General features: G+C 69.3%; 15 protein-coding genes, 2 tRNA genes and 1 pseudogene. 8 read left to right on the top strand and 10 right to left on the bottom strand.

Translation table 11 applies throughout. The features are described 5' to 3' along the window. Positions 1-15 precede the first annotated feature (15 nt). The 5 genes from ACSQ3D_RS04975 to ACSQ3D_RS04955 form a co-directional block, all read right to left on the bottom strand. Complete coding sequence (locus ACSQ3D_RS04975) at positions 16-1,224, bottom strand: DSD1 family PLP-dependent enzyme (protein ID WP_436126103.1); 1,209 nt, start codon at positions 1,222-1,224, stop codon at positions 16-18. Continuing rightward, positions 1,208-1,849, bottom strand: coding sequence for a histidine phosphatase family protein (locus ACSQ3D_RS04970; RefSeq protein WP_056164442.1), 642 nt, complete (start codon positions 1,847-1,849; stop codon positions 1,208-1,210). Before ACSQ3D_RS04970 ends, ACSQ3D_RS04975 begins: the two co-directional genes overlap by 17 nt. A 65-nt stretch (positions 1,850-1,914) precedes the next feature. Continuing rightward, positions 1,915-2,562: a DUF4136 domain-containing protein gene (locus ACSQ3D_RS04965; protein ID WP_436126102.1), complete on the bottom strand. Its 648-nt coding sequence runs from the start codon at positions 2,560-2,562 to the stop codon at positions 1,915-1,917. A 62-nt stretch (positions 2,563-2,624) separates the two neighbouring features. Next, positions 2,625-3,611 carry a tRNA 2-thiocytidine(32) synthetase TtcA gene (gene ttcA, locus ACSQ3D_RS04960; protein WP_436126101.1) on the bottom strand — a complete coding sequence of 329 codons (987 nt, stop codon included), beginning with the start codon at positions 3,609-3,611 and terminating at the stop codon, positions 2,625-2,627. A 162-nt stretch (positions 3,612-3,773) separates the two neighbouring features. Beyond that, on the bottom strand, positions 3,774-4,181 hold the full coding sequence (locus ACSQ3D_RS04955; RefSeq protein ID WP_436126100.1) for a hypothetical protein: 408 nt from the start codon (positions 4,179-4,181) through the stop codon (positions 3,774-3,776). 163 nt (positions 4,182-4,344) lie between these two features. Here ACSQ3D_RS04955 and ACSQ3D_RS04950 point away from each other — a divergent pair, with 163 nt between their 5' ends. The 6 genes from ACSQ3D_RS04950 to ACSQ3D_RS04925 all read left to right on the top strand — a co-directional run bounded on the left by ACSQ3D_RS04950 (position 4,345) and on the right by ACSQ3D_RS04925 (position 6,925). Next, positions 4,345-4,623 (top strand): hypothetical protein, encoded by a 279-nt coding sequence (locus ACSQ3D_RS04950; RefSeq protein WP_436126099.1) that lies wholly within the window; start codon positions 4,345-4,347, stop codon positions 4,621-4,623. 442 nt (positions 4,624-5,065) lie between these two features. Further along, positions 5,066-5,188: transfer RNA gene (locus ACSQ3D_RS04945), tRNA-OTHER, on the top strand. Positions 5,189-5,235: 47 nt separating this feature from the next. Further along, positions 5,236-5,310: transfer RNA gene (locus tag ACSQ3D_RS04940), tRNA-OTHER, on the top strand. Between the two features lie 158 nt (positions 5,311-5,468). Beyond that, positions 5,469-5,654 (top strand): hypothetical protein, encoded by a 186-nt coding sequence (locus tag ACSQ3D_RS04935; protein ID WP_056164457.1) that lies wholly within the window; start codon positions 5,469-5,471, stop codon positions 5,652-5,654. Between the two features lie 215 nt (positions 5,655-5,869). Further along, a complete protein-coding gene (locus ACSQ3D_RS04930; RefSeq protein ID WP_235503963.1) occupies positions 5,870-6,487 on the top strand; it encodes an HNH endonuclease in 618 nt (205 codons plus the stop codon). A 63-nt stretch (positions 6,488-6,550) separates the two neighbouring features. Continuing rightward, the gene (locus tag ACSQ3D_RS04925; RefSeq protein ID WP_436126098.1) at positions 6,551-6,925 is read left to right on the top strand and encodes a DUF1090 domain-containing protein; all 375 of its coding nucleotides are present in this window, start codon (positions 6,551-6,553) and stop codon (positions 6,923-6,925) included. Between the two features lie 101 nt (positions 6,926-7,026). Here ACSQ3D_RS04925 and ACSQ3D_RS04920 read toward each other — a convergent pair whose 3' ends face one another. Then, positions 7,027-7,401, bottom strand: a complete 375-nt coding sequence (locus ACSQ3D_RS04920; RefSeq protein WP_056414111.1) for a dihydroneopterin aldolase — start codon at positions 7,399-7,401, stop codon at positions 7,027-7,029. A 36-nt stretch (positions 7,402-7,437) separates the two neighbouring features. Then, positions 7,438-8,223, bottom strand: coding sequence for an SDR family oxidoreductase (locus ACSQ3D_RS04915; protein ID WP_436126097.1), 786 nt, complete (start codon positions 8,221-8,223; stop codon positions 7,438-7,440). Positions 8,224-8,242: 19 nt separating this feature from the next. Here ACSQ3D_RS04915 and ACSQ3D_RS04910 point away from each other — a divergent pair, with 19 nt between their 5' ends. Next, on the top strand, positions 8,243-9,361 hold the full coding sequence (locus ACSQ3D_RS04910) for a class I SAM-dependent methyltransferase (protein ID WP_436126096.1): 1,119 nt from the start codon (positions 8,243-8,245) through the stop codon (positions 9,359-9,361). A gap of 238 nt (positions 9,362-9,599) precedes the next feature. Here the strand turns inward: ACSQ3D_RS04910 and eutC are convergent, their stop codons facing one another. Both eutC and ACSQ3D_RS04900 read right to left on the bottom strand, forming a co-directional pair. Further along, positions 9,600-10,454: an ethanolamine ammonia-lyase subunit EutC gene (gene eutC / locus ACSQ3D_RS04905; RefSeq protein WP_436126095.1), complete on the bottom strand. Its 855-nt coding sequence runs from the start codon at positions 10,452-10,454 to the stop codon at positions 9,600-9,602. Then, positions 10,451-11,867: pseudogene (locus tag ACSQ3D_RS04900) on the bottom strand (ethanolamine ammonia-lyase subunit EutB). The gene eutC and the pseudogene ACSQ3D_RS04900 overlap by 4 nt, the downstream one beginning before the upstream one ends. A 121-nt stretch (positions 11,868-11,988) precedes the next feature. Here ACSQ3D_RS04900 and ACSQ3D_RS04895 point away from each other — a divergent pair. Next, positions 11,989-12,183, top strand: a complete 195-nt coding sequence (locus ACSQ3D_RS04895) for a DUF2905 domain-containing protein (protein ID WP_056164478.1) — start codon at positions 11,989-11,991, stop codon at positions 12,181-12,183. Positions 12,184-12,341: 158 nt separating this feature from the next. On the opposite strand, the gene otsA is transcribed toward ACSQ3D_RS04895, so the two are convergent. Beyond that, entirely contained in the window at positions 12,342-13,721 is a 1,380-nt protein-coding gene (gene otsA / locus ACSQ3D_RS04890) for an alpha,alpha-trehalose-phosphate synthase (UDP-forming) (RefSeq protein WP_436126094.1), read from the bottom strand. Between the last annotated feature and the right edge of the window lie 6 nt (positions 13,722-13,727).

The raw sequence follows: 13,727 nt of genomic DNA, 5'->3' as shown, positions 1-13,727 counted from the left end.
CGATTCTTGCCCCGATCAGGTCAGCGCGCCCCTGGCATCTACCCGGATGATCCGCTCCACCACGCCCATCGCGAGGCCACCGCGCACGCCGATCATGAAGTCGTGCAGGTTGACCGTGGGGTCGCAGTGGCCGGGGATGAGCCACAGCATGCGGCCCAGGGCGGGCAGGCGGGACTTGGGGCTGTCGGGGTGCAGGATGCCGTGCTCGTCGCCGCCGTTGGCGTAGCGCAGGCCGCGGTCGGGCGGCAGCAGGGCCACGGTGGGCAGGCCGCAGTCGATGGCGTGGCTCTTGTGGCCCGCGTCGCACACGGCGTGCACGTTCTCGCGCACCGACACCACCTGGGTCTTGATGAACAGCGCGTGCTCGAAGGCGGGCTGCGCCGGCTCGCGCTCGTTGCGGGCGTAGTCGGCGTCCATGAAGAGGAAGGAGCCCGCCTGCAGCTCGCCGTACACGCCGCTGGCCGCCTCGTGCACCAGCGTGCCGGTGCCCGATCCGGTGATGAGCGGCACGGGCACGCCGGCGGCTTCGATCAGGTCGCGGGTGTGGCTGGCGGCGCGCACCACGGCAGCCATGGCGTCGCGCCGGTCGGTGGCACCCGGCAGGTGCTGGGCACGGCCGTGATAGGCCTGCAGGCCCGCAAAGCGCAGGCCCCGGCTGCGTGCCACGGCCAGCGCCAGGGGCACGGCGGCCTCGCCGGGCGGCACGCCGCAGCGGCCCTGGCCCACGTCGATCTCCACGAACACATCGATCAGCGTGCTGTCGCCGGCCGCCCAGTGGCCCTCGCGCGGCAGGGGCGCGCCGACCTGGGCCATGGTCTCGGCCAGCCGCTCGATGCCTTCAAGGTGGTCCACCGCAATCGCCAGCCGGCCGCCGCGCGCCGCCAGCAGGGCGGCCAGGCGCGCCACGCGCTGCAGCTTGGGCATGGCCACCACCTGGTTGCTGATGTAGATGTCGTTCACGCCGCCAGCGGCCAGCGCCTCGGCCTCGGCCACCTTCTGCACGCACACGCCCTGCGCGCCGGCCCGCTGCATCAGCAGGGCCAGCTCGGCGCTCTTGTGCATCTTGGCGTGCGGGCGCCAGCGCACCTGGTGCTTGCGCGCGAAGTCGGCCATGCGCTGGATGTTGCGGTCCATGGCGTCCAGGTCGACCACCAGCGAGGGCGTATCGATCAGGTCCACCCGTTGGCCGATGGACGCCTTCAGTGCCTCAGGAATGGGTTTCATCGCGCACCGCGTTGTCGTCCAGGTGTTGCGTGTCGGCCCAGCCCACCAGGGTGAGGCCGTCCGGGGTCCACAGCAGGCGGTTGATGGCGGCGTTCGACAGCTGCCAGGTGCGCGGCGCCTGGGTCTCCTGGCGCGTGGCCAGGCGGTACAGCACGTCGAGCACGCCGCCGTGCGCCACCAGCAGGATCTGCTCGCCCGCGTGCGGTGCGGCCAGCGCCATCACGGTGCGCTCGATGCGCTCGCGCAAGGTCACCAGCGACTCGCCGCCCTCGGGCGTGTAGTGCGGGTCGCGCTTGCGCCAGCGGCGCGCGTCGTCGGGCAGCTCGGCCTCGATCTCGGCGAAGGTGCGGCCCTGGAAGTGGCCGAAGCTGCGCTCGCGCAGGCCCGGCACGGTGGTCAGCGGCGCGCCGGTGGTGCGCTGCACCGCCTGCGCCGTGGCGTGGGCGCGCTGCAGGTCGCTGGTGTAGATGGCGGCAAAGCTCTCGCCGGCCAGCGCCTGGCCCAACTGCTCGGCCTGCCACAGGCCGGTGTCGTTGAGCGGGATGTCCAGGTGGCCCTGGATGCGGGTGTCCACGTTCCAGGCGGTTTCTCCGTGGCGGACGGCAACGATGCGGGTGGCGTGCATGCGGGCGGTGGTGTGGGGCGTGTGGGGTTGAAAGGGGCAGCGCCGGTGCGTGCGGTGCCGCGCGGTCAGCGCACGGTGCCGGGCACGGCGGCGGGCATGGGCGCCAGGGACTGGCGCACCAGCCGCGGGCCTTGGGGCGGCTGCGGAAAGCCGCTGAGCGCGGCGTCGAACAGCACGCCGTAGACGGCAGGGTCGCTCACCCACACGTCCTCGTGCACGGCGGAGGTCTCGTACACCACGGCCTGCGTGGCGGCGTCGCGCAGCACGATGCTCACGGCGCGGCGGTGCAAGGGCGTGGGCTCGTAGAAGCCCCAGCCGCCGTACAGGCCAACGCCCCGCCCGTGCCAGCTGCCAAAGCCCCAGCCCCAAGGGGAGGGGCCGTATCCGTAGGGCCCATAGGGGCGGAACGGGTCCGCGCGCGGCACCAGGTCGGCCTGCACGCCGACCTGGGCCAGCAGCTTGGGCGCGGCGTCGTCGCGGCGCAGGCCGGCGCGGCCGAGCGCCTGCTCGGCCAGGGCCATGACCGGATCGAACGAGGGCATCTGCTGCGACGGCAGGCGCTCGATGCGGTAGGTGGCGGGCGTGGGAATGGCCTGCAGGGTCGAAAAGCTCTGCACCTGGCCTTCGACCAGGCGCGGGCCGGTGCTGCAACCGGCAAGGACGGCCGCTGCTGTGGCGCACAGCAGGGCGACGGAGAGGGAGCGGCGCATCATGGTGAGAGTCTCCTTGGGCGGGGTAACAGGATCCCGGTGAGAGTGCGCCCGGCCCCGGAGGTTCACGACAGTGTTACCACTTGCACGCCGCCCATGCCCGGCAGCGATGGCGCCGAGAACTCTTCCTTGTCGAAAGCCTTGTCGCCGTCTTCGCTGGCTACGCCCGTGGCCCGGGCGTTCTTGAAGTCGAACAGGCCGCCGTCGAGCAGGTGCGAGGGCACCACGTTCTGCAGCGCGTTGAACATGTTCTCCACGCGGCCGGGGAATTTCTTGTCCCATTCGCGCAGCATCTCGCCCACCTGCTTGCGCTGCAGGTTCTCCTGGCTGCCGCACAGGTTGCACGGGATGATGGGGAAGTCGCGGTGCGCGGACCAGCGCGCGGTGTCCTTCTCGGCCACGTAGGCCAGCGGGCGGATCACCACGTGCCTGCCGTCGTCGCTGACCAGCTTGGGCGGCATGCTCTTCATCTTGCCGCCGAAGAACATGTTAAGCAGCAGCGTCTGCAGGATGTCGTCGCGGTGGTGGCCCAGCGCGATCTTGGTGCAGCCCAGTTCGTCGGCCACGCGGTACAGAATGCCCCGGCGCAGGCGGCTGCACAGGCTGCAGGTGGTCTTGCCTTCGGGCACCAGCTTCTTGACGATGCTGTAGGTGTCCTCGTTCTCGATGTGGAACGGCACGCCGGTGGTCTTGAGGTATTCGGGCAGCACGTGCTCGGGAAAGCCGGGCTGCTTCTGGTCCAGGTTGACCGCCACCAGGTCGAAATGGATGGGCGCGCGGGCCTTGAGCTTGAGCAGGATGTCCAGCAGGGTGTAGCTGTCCTTGCCGCCGGACATGCACACCATGACCTTGTCGCCTTCTTCGATCATGTTGAAGTCGACGATGGCCTTGCCCACCTCGCGGCACAGGCGCTTTTCGAGCTTGTGGGTCTCGCGCTCGATCTTCAGGCGCGCCGGGCCCGCTGCGGCCAGGGCATCGGCGCCCGTGGCTGCCACTTCGGGGGGCTCGGCGGTCCAGCCGGCCTGGGGGGTGTCGTTCATCACTGCGCTCATGGGAAGAAGGGGCTCTGGGGTCGGGTAAAGCGATGCCGCGGGGCGCAAGGGTGGTGCGCACGGGCGGTGCCAAAAGGCGTCAACAAGCCCTCAATTGTCGGTGAAACCGCCGTGCCGTGGGGTAGGGCGGGCTCTCCAGGGGGCGTTCTGCGCCCAGGGGGGCTATTTTTGCGCCTTGGGCGGCTTGTGGTCAGAGGGGCTGCTGCTGCTCTGCGGCTCACCAGCGCTGGCACGCGCGGTCAGCCACAGACGCAGGTCGCGCTTGCCCTTGGCATTGGCGCTGCGCCAGGCGTCGCGCGCCACCGCCACAAAGCGTTCCTCGGCCGGGTCTGGGTGCTCGGTGGCGTGCTGGGCATCCAGCCAGCCGATGTCCACGCGCGCATGCCGCTCGATCTGCCGCGCCAGCGTGTCTCCGATGGGGCGGGCGCTCTTGATCTGGCTCCACATGCTGGGCGATATCTCCAGCGACGCGGCGAACGCCTGGTCCAGCCCCTTGGCGGGCTTGCCGGCGGCGATCTGTTGTTCGAGAAAAAGGCGGTGCAGGGCCAGCACATTGGTGCGGCGGGTCACGGTGGTGGGCGGCGGGGTCACAAAGAAAAAACAACAGACGCAAAAAAAGCGGGTACGGGGCGTTGACCGGAGTGTAAAGACTATTTACAGTCCACGGTCATCAGGACTCCATGTCCCCGTCCCCTTTCCACACGAACACGCCGACCACCTCCGAGAGACCGCCATGAACGCCCGCCACAACGCCATCCACCGCCGCACCCCCCAGTGCGCCGTGGCCGTGCGTGGGGCGTTCGATGCGCACGCTTCGTCCATTGGCATGGTGTCCAAACGACTGCCATCGCACCAAGGCGCCGCGGCGTATTTGCAGGGCCATAGCCACATGGACAGCCAGATGGACAGCTGCATGGACGGCAGCTCCCGCACCAGCCAGCCGCAGTGGCTGGGTAATGGTTTTGAGGATACCGCTCCGTCACCGGGCGGAGGTTGCAACGCAGGGCAGTAGTCCCAAAGCGTTCTCCCTCCCGATCTCTTGATCGACAAGAGGCCCGGCAACCAAGTGGTTCCGGGCCTTTTTCTTTTTGCCGGTCGTTTTTCTCCACCCTTTTTTTTTGTTTGCAGCGCCAGCGCTGCCCCCGCAGGTATCGACCTGCCGGGGATTCCGTTCATTAAAAGTTTGCCGCAGGCGCCGCGCTCCGAGGGAGTGATGGCCGACCTGCGTCGAAAGCAGAAGGGTTTGCGCGTTCACCGCATTGCACCCCTTCTCCATTTCGGGTGTGCCTTTGCTCACACCGCTGGATCGGCCGCATGCGCGGCCCGGCGGGATGTGCTGGGGTTGATCGCCCAGTGCAGCGACGTGCATGCGCAGCCCCCGGCGGGCTGCGGTCGCGTGAAGGCACAGCCGAAATGGATATGCATTGGGCGAGAAACGCCCATTCAGGCTCCATGCGCGTGTAGCTCAACTGGCAGAGCACTGGTCTCCGGGAACCTGCTGACGCCTTATTCGGGCCTCGAATAAGGCGTCAGCAGGTTCTTAGCGGTTGAAGGTTCGACTCCTTCCGCGCGCGCCAATTTCTTTCCCTGTCCATCACCCGCATTGCGTGGGCTTGGCAGGCATGCCGCAGCAGCCCTGTCGGATGGGGCGCCTGGTTGGTTCAACCGGGGATTGCAGGTTCGACTCCTGTCTGTGGCGCCCCTTCTTTTTCCTTTTTGCTGACAGGTCGCCAAGTGGTAAGGCAGCGGATTTTGATTCCGCCATTCGGAGGTTCGATCCCTCCCCGGTCTGCCCTTCCTTTTCATCAACCCACCCACCCCGTTTCCAACCATCCATTCACCTCCAGGAGATCCCCCATGGCCATCCAGCATTCCTTCCCCTTGGGCGCCCAGCGGCGCCGTGTCGGCCTTGCAGGCTGGCTGGCCCGCCTGGCATCCGTGCGCGCGCGCCTGCAACGCACGGCCCCAGGCCGCGCAGCCGCAGCGCGCCGCCTTGACCAGCTCGACCTCGACCAGCGCGTGCGCGAGGTCGGCGAGTGGTAACGGCACGCCCCTGCGCGCGTCCGCGGTCCCTGCGCGCCTTGGGCATGCATCCACACCGGCCCCCACCGATTGACGGTGGGCGGCCCCTGACGCTTTTGTTTGTGCTTTTGTTTGTCGCTTTGTCTTCGTTGTCGCAGTCGTCGATGACCATGTATTAACCGGGGCGTGCGCTGGGCTGGGCGGCTGCGCCCTTCATCCCCAGAAAGGAGAGCCCCATGCCCCGCACCACCATCACCCCCACCGAACCCTCGTCCCGAAAACCCCGCACCCCCGCGCCCCGCGTGCTGCAGCTGGACCTGCACGGCACGCCCCAGTCCTGGATGCCGCTGGAGCAAGCCGCCGTGCACTACGCCAGCGGCGCCGTGGCGTGGGATGCCGGCCTGGCGCCCCTGGCCACATTGCGTGGCGGGCACAACGCGGCGACGGGCCGGCAGTCGGTGCTGGAGGTCGCGCCCATCATCGCGCTGCGCGGTGTGGCCCGGATCAACCTCTTTGACGTGGTGCCCGGCCTCACCAAGCGCCGGCTGCTGCGCCGCGACCGCCACACCTGCGCCTACTGCGGCGGTGTGTTCAGCGAGGACGTGCTGCAGTGCGAGCACATCGTGCCGCAGTCGCGCGGCGGCGCCACGTCGTGGACCAACCTGGTGGCCGCCTGCGCCGCGTGCAACGGCTACAAGGCCGCCCGCCTGCCCGAAGAGGCGGGCATGCGCCTGTTGTTCCTGCCGTACGTGCCCAGCCGGTACGAGTCGTTCTTGCTGGACGGCCGCAACGTGCGGGCCGATGTGCACGAGTGGCTGGCCAAACGGCTGCCCAAGGGCTCCCGGCTTCATTGAGAAGTCGCGGGCCCCGGCAAGGCCGCTACGATGGAGCGCTGTACCACCGATCGGAGCGTTGCCGTGAAGAACCTTGTTGTGGGTGTCTGTCTCCTGGCCCTGTATGCCGTGCCCGCGCTGGCGGTGGATGCATCGCCTGCCTGCGCCGCCAAGCAGGCGCGCATCGAAGCGCAGCTGGCCGAGGCCACCGCGCAAGGCCGCACCCGCGAGGTCGCGGGGCTGCGGCAGGCGCGCCGGTCCAATAAGGCGCACTGCACCGACGCCTGGCTGGCCAAGGAGCGCGACGCGGAGATCCGCAAGGCCACGAAGAAGGTGGCCGAGCGTGAGAAAAGCCTGGCCGAGGCGCAGAAGAAGGGCGATGCCAAAAAGATCGCCGCGCGCCAAGCCAAGCTGGACGAAGCCCGCAGCGCGCTGGCCGAGGCGCAAAAGCCGCTGTAGCGCAACCCCCTGGAGGGCCGTGGTCGATGACTGCGGCCCTTTCCTTTGGGCGCGCGCGGCTTCGCTTCGTGCCGGCTACTTCTGCCGGTTGCTCGGGGTGGTCACCACTGCCCGGTCTCGATGCGGATCGCCACCTCGCAGTCGTCGAAGATCTCCAGCTTGGCGATCTTCACGCGCACGCCCAGCACGCCGGGCAGTTGCATCAGCCGGTTGGCCAGCTTGCCGATCAGGCTCTCGAGCAGGTTCACGTGCTCGGCGCGGCATTCGTCGATGATGATCTGGCGCACCTTGCGGTAGTCCAGCACGTGCAGGATGTCGTCGTCGCGCGGGGTGAGGGGCTGCACGCCCAGGCTCAGTTCGGCATCGACCTGGATGGGCTGGGGGTCGGTCTTCTCGTGCGAGAGGATGCCCAGGTTGGCGTCAAAGCGCAGGCCGGTCAGGGTGAGGATCTGGGTGCCGACGGCGGTGTGGTCCATGGGAGATAGCTTCTTTCTGCGTGGGCCGGCGCCCGGTCACATCATTGAAAAATCGCGCTCGAACTTCATCAAATGCTGGCCGCCGTCCACCAGCAGCGTGGTGCCGGTGATGGAGCGGTTCTCCAGCGCAAACTTCACGGTGGCGGCGACGTCCTCGGCCGTGGATGAGCGGCCCAGCGGGCTCAGCGCGTGCAGCTGCTGGAATTTTTGCTCTTCCAGCATGTGGCTGGTGAGCGTGAGGCCGGGCGCCACGCCCACCACGCGCACGCGCGGCGCCAGGGCCAGGGCCAGCATGGTGCCGGCGGCTTCGAGCGCCGCCTTGGACAAGGTGTAGCTTACGAAGTCGGGGTTCTGGTTCCAGAGCTTCTGGTCCAGCAGGTTGACCACGGCGCCCTGGGCATCGGCCTCGCCGGCGGCGGCGCGGTCGGCCAGGTGCTGGTGCAGCGCCTGGGCCAGCAGCACGGGCGCGGCGGTGTTGCTGCGCAGGTGCTTTTCCAGCGACGCAAAGCCGAAGGTCTGGGCGTTGTCGTGCTCGAACAGCGACGCGCTGTTGACCACCGCGTCCACGCTGCCAAAGTGCGCCACCACACGCGGCAGCAGGCCGCGCACGGCGGCCTCGTCGTCGAAATCGGCATCAAAATGGGCGCTACCGCCTGCCAGGCGTGCGCAAGCAGCTACTGTTTCGATAGCATCCTGCTCGGACGTGCGGTAGTGCACCGCCACCTGCCAGCCACCCTCGGCCAGCGCCAGCGCAATGGCGCGCCCCAGGCGCTTGGCGGCGCCGGTCACAAGCACGGTGCGGAAACGGGTGGGGTGGGGCATGGTGGCGGGGTGGGGGACAATGCGGGCCGTGACCCAACAACCCGACAGTTTAACGACCGCCCTGGCGGCCCACATCCGCCAGACCATTGCCGCCGAGGGCGGCTGGATCGGCTTTGACCGCTTCATGGCGCTGGCGCTGTATACGCCGGGCCTGGGCTACTACGCCAACGACAGTGCCAAGTTCGGCGCCATGCCCGAGTCCGGCAGCGACTTCGTGACCGCGCCCGAGCTCACGCCCCTGTTCGGCCAGACGCTGGCGCGGCAGGTGGCGCAGGCGCTGGCCGCCACGGGCACCTCCGAGGTGTGGGAGTTCGGCGCCGGCTCCGGCGCGCTGGCCCTGCAGCTGCTGGACGCACTGGGCGACCAGGTGCAGCGCTACACCATCGTCGATTTGTCGGGCAGCCTGCGCGCGCGCCAGCAGGTGCGGCTGGCAGCACATGCCCACAAGCTGCGCTGGGTGGACGCGCTGCCCGAGCGCATCGAGGGCGTGGTCGTGGGCAACGAGGTGCTGGACGCCATGCCCGTGCAGCTGCTGGCGCGCCACGGCGGCCAGGCGCAAGGCGTGTGGCACGAGCGCGGCGTGGTGGCGCAGGACGACGGCAGCTTCGCCTGGGCCGACCGCCCCACCGCGCTGCGCCCGCCCATCGACATCGAAGGCCCGCAGGACTACCTGACCGAGATCCACGCCCAGGGCGAAGGCTTCATCCGCATGCTGGCCGACCGGCTCACACGCGGCGCGGCCTTTCTGCTGGACTACGGCTTTGGCGAGAGCGAGTACTACCACCCCCAGCGCCACATGGGCACGGTGATGTGCCACCAGGGCCACCTGGCCGACGGCGACCCGCTGGTGGCGGTGGGGCGCAAGGACATCACCGCCCACGTCAACTTCACCGCCATGGCCCTGGCCGCGCAGGAGACGGGGCTGGAGGTGCTGGGCTACACGACGCAGGCGCATTTCCTCATTAACTGTGGATTGCTATCAAAAATGGAGCGGCTACCGCAGGCGGAGCGGGCGACAGCGGCCAAATTGATCATGGAGCATGAGATGGGCGAGCTCTTCAAGGTGCTGGCCCTGGGGGCGGGGCCGGCGTGGGAGCCGATGGGGTTTGTGCGGGGGGATCGGTCGCACCGGTTGTGAGGGGGTGGAGTGGAGTGGGGGGCGCTGGGTCGAGGCCCTGCTGCTCATTGCCCCCTCTCCCCAACCCTCTCCCGCAAGGGGAGAGGGGGTTTCCGGGGCGCTGGTTGCGCTGGCTGGAGAGGGGCGCCGCGCCTTTGGGGGCGATTGGGAAGACAGTTGTCGGCGATGTGGCCAGCGCGCAGGCCGCCTTCGCGAATGTCTGAATGGGACGCGCGCTGTGAGCCACCGAGCGCCGGTTTTACTCCCTCTCCCCTCGCGGGAAAGGGTGGGGGAGAGGGGGCTCGTCTTGAGGCCTCTGCGGCCCGCCCGCCGGCAGCGTCACGCCATCACTGCGGTCCTTCAACGTCACGCCCGTCAGCCCCAGCCTCCGCGCCTCTGCACACAGCCACCACAGGCGCGCAGCGGCGGCGGCAGGCGGCAACCCCTGCGGACGCACGTTGGAAATGCAGTTGCGCTCCGCATCGCTGCACCCGACCCGGGGGTGCCAGGACAGATAAATGCCCAGACTGTCCGGCGAACTCAGCCCCGGGCGCTCGCCGATCAGCACCGCCACCAGGCGGGCCCCCAGCAGTGCGCCCACCTCGTCGCCCAGCGCCACGCGCGCCTGCGTGGCGATCACCACGGGGCCGATGCGCCAGCCCTGGGGCGCCGTGCTGACGATGCACTGCACCAGCGGCTCGGCATGGCGTTCGACCGCCAGGGCCGACAGGCCGTCGGCCGCCACCAGCAGCAGGTCGCAGTCCGCCTGGCCGCCCTGGCCCAATGCCCGCAGACGCTGTGCATCCCCGTCGCACAGGCGCCGGCCCAGATCAGGGCGCAGCAGGTACGTGGCCCGGTCGGGCGCGGCGCTGGCCACCTGCAGCGTGGTGCAGCCCAGCGCGGCCAGCCGCTGCGCCAGCGCATCGGCATCGAGCGGCAAATGCACCGCATCGCGCGCCTGGGCATGGGCCAGGCCGAAGTCGAGCAGTTCGCGGGTGGGGATGGCCGTGCCCGCGCGGCCCAGGGCCAGGCGGGCGGCGGTGTGGGCGCGCAGGTCGGCCCAGGGGTCGGGCGGCGGGCCGAAGGGGGGTGGGGTGCCGGTGGGGTCTGTCATGCCCGCATCCCGATCTGCCGCAACTGCGCGATGGCCGCCTGCTGCTGTGTGGCGGGCAGCAGCCGGCCCGCGCCGTCGGCCAGGTGCATGCGCGCAAGCCAGGCCTCGAACTCAGGCGCGCGCCGCAGGCCCAGCACCTCGCGCAGGTACAGCGCGTCGTGGAACGAGGTGCTCTGGTAGTTGAGCATGATGTCGTCCGCCCCCGGCACGCCCATGATGAAGGTCAGGCCCGCGGTGCCCAGCAGCGTCATCAGCGTGTCCATGTCGTCCGAATCCGCCTCGGCATGGTTGGTGTAGCAGACATCGCAGCCCAGCGGCACGCCCAGCAGCTTGCCGCAGAAATGGTCTTCCAGCCCCGCGCGGACGATCTGCTTGCCGTCGTACAAGTACTCCGGCCCGATGAAGCCGACCACCGTGTTGGTGAGCAGCGGCGAGAACGCGCGCGCCACGCCGTAGGCCCGCGCCTCGCAGGTCTGGCTGGTCCACGCCGTGGTGCGCGTCGGCCGACAGGGCGCTGCCCTGGCCGGTCTCAAAGTACATCACGTTGTCGCCCCGGCCATCGCCAAAGTCCGCGCCGCGCTGCAGGGACCGCGCCGCGTCGTGCGCCTCGCGCAGCAGGGCCAGGCTGATGCCGAAGCCCGCGTTGGCCTTCTCGGTGCCCGCGATGGACTGAAACACCAGGTCCACCGGCGCGCCGCGCTCGATCATCTGCACGGTGTTGGTCACGTGGGTCAGCACACACGACTGCGTGGGGATCTGCAGCGTGGCGATCACATCGTCCAGCCGGTGCACCAGGCCGGTGAGGGCCGCGATGCTGTCGGTCGCCGGGTTGATGCCGATCACCGCGTCGCCCGCGCCGTACAGCAGCCCGTCGATCATTGATGCGGCGATGCCGCGCAGGTCGTCGGTGGGGTGGTTGGGCTGCAGCCGCACCGACAGCCGGCCCGGCAGGCCGATGGTGTTGCGAAAGCGCGTGACCACGCGGCATTTGCGGGCCACCGCGATCAGGTCCTGGTTGCGCATGAGCTTGCTCACGGCAGCGGCCATCTCGGGCGTGATGCCGGGGGCCGCGGCGGCCAGCGCGGCGCTGTCGGTGGCGTGGTCGAGCAGCCAGTTGCGAAAGTCGCCCACGGTGAGGTGGGCAATGGGCGCGAACGCGGCGGCATCGTGGGTGTCGATGATGAGCCGCGTGACCTCGTCGGACTCGTAGGGCACCAGGGCCTCGGTCAGGAACCGCGCCAGCGGCACGTCGGCCAGGCACATGCGCGCGGCCATGCGCTCCACCGCGGCGGCTGCCGCAATGCCCGCCAGCACATCGCCCGAGCGCAGGGGCGACGCCTTGCCCAGCACGTCGCGCAGGCCGTCGAACTGCCAGCGCTGGCCGCCGGCGGTGTGGTGGTAGCTCCAATCCATGCGTGCCCTCGGTCGGTTGCGGTCATGCCAACGTGGTGCAAGGCCCGTGCCTGACTGCCTGACTGCGTGCCTGCCCGTCGGCGTGCGCGGTGGAGCCTCCAGCGCCTACACTCGGCGCACCATGATCCGCTGGCTCCTCGTCATCTTCCTGGCCCTGATGCTGCTCAGCTGGCTCTCGCCCCTGCTGCGGCGCATGGGCTTTGGCCGGCTGCCCGGCGACCTGCGCTTTCGGTGGCTGGGGCGCGACTGGGATGTGCCGCTCGCGTCCACCCTGCTGCTGAGCTTTGTGGTGAGCCTGCTCACCAAACTGCTGTAGCGCGCCGCGTGGTAGTCGTCATGCGGTCATGTGGTCATGCTGTCATGCCCACATCCGTCCACTATACAAACCGTTCACGCTGAGCCTGTCGAAGCGCCGCGCAGGGCTTGGACAGGCGCAGCCCGAACGGTGTTCAATGCGTTCAGTGCAAATCCGAGTCAGTCGCCCGCTGCTTCCAATGCTGCGAGGAACGACTTGCGCCACCAGTGCACATCGTGCTCGCGGATGCGCGCCATGAGCTTCTGGTGGCGGGCCTGCCGCTCGGCCAGCGGCATCTGCAGCGCCTGCTGGATGCTGTCCGCCGTGCCCTGCGTGTCGTAGGGGTTCACCAGCAGCGCTTCCTTCAGTTGCTCGGCCGCGCCCGCAAAACGCGAGAGCACCAGCACGCCGGGGTCCTCGGGGTTCTGGGCCACCACGTATTCCTTGGCCACCAGGTTCATGCCGTCGCGCAGCGGCGTGACCAGGCCCACCGCCGCGGCGCGGCACAGCCCCGGCACGCGCTTGCGCGCCACCATGCGGTGGATGTAGCGCACGGGCATCCAGTCGAGCTCGCCGTAGTCGCCATTGACGGAGCCGCACAGGCCTTCGAGCTCCTGGCGCAGGTCGGCATAGGCGTGCACGTCGTCGCGCGACGGCGAGGCGATCATGATCATCGTGGCGCTGTCGCGGTTCTCGGGGTAGCGGTCCAGCAGCTCGCGGAACGCGCGCACGCGGTGCGGGATGCCCTTGGAGTAGTCCAGCCGGTCGATGCCCAGCAGCAGCCGCCGGCGCGAGTATTCGTCGCGCATGTTCTCGTAGGTTTCCACGGCATCTGGGGCCTGGCCCAGGCGGATGAACTCGTCCACGTCGATGCCGATGGGGAACGCCTTGACCTGCACCGTGGCGCCGAACGCGCGCAGCTGCTGCACGCCCACTTCTTCGGCGCTGGCCTCGTTGCGCACGTAGCGGGTGAAATGCGAGACATCGGCCTCGCTCTGCAGGCCCACCAGGTCGTAGGCGAACAGCGACCGCATCAGCCACTCGTGCTGCGGAATGGCCGCCATGATGAGCGGCGGCGGCATGGGGATGTGCAGGAAGAAGCCGATGCGCTGCTTGCAGCCCATGGCGCGCAGCTCGGCGGCCAGGGGGATCAGGTGGTAGTCGTGTATCCAGATGATGTCGTCGTCGCGCAGTAGCGGCAGCAGCTTGCGCGCGAACATCTGGTTGACCCGGCGGTAGCCCGCGATGTAGCGGGTGTTGAAGTCCGCCAGGTCCAGCCGGTAGTGGAAGACGGGCCACAGCACGCTGTTGCTGTAGCCGTGGTAGTAGCTGTCGTGGTCTTCGCGGCACAGGTCCACGGTGGCCAGGGTCACGGCACCTGCGTGGCGTGTCTGCAGCTCGCATTCGCCGGGGGTGCCGTCTTCGGTGACGGTGCCGCTCCAGCCGAACCACAGGCCGCCGGTCTGGTTCAGCGCGTCGCCCAGGGCGACGGCCAGGCCGCCAGCGGCAGGTTTACGGGGGTCCGCAATGCGGTTCGATACAACAACGAGTCGGCTCATGCCGCA

This window comes from Acidovorax sp. LjRoot117, assembly GCF_964252695.1.
GTDB lineage: Bacteria > Pseudomonadota > Gammaproteobacteria > Burkholderiales > Burkholderiaceae_C > Acidovorax.
This window is presented reverse-complemented; position numbering and strand designations above follow the sequence as displayed.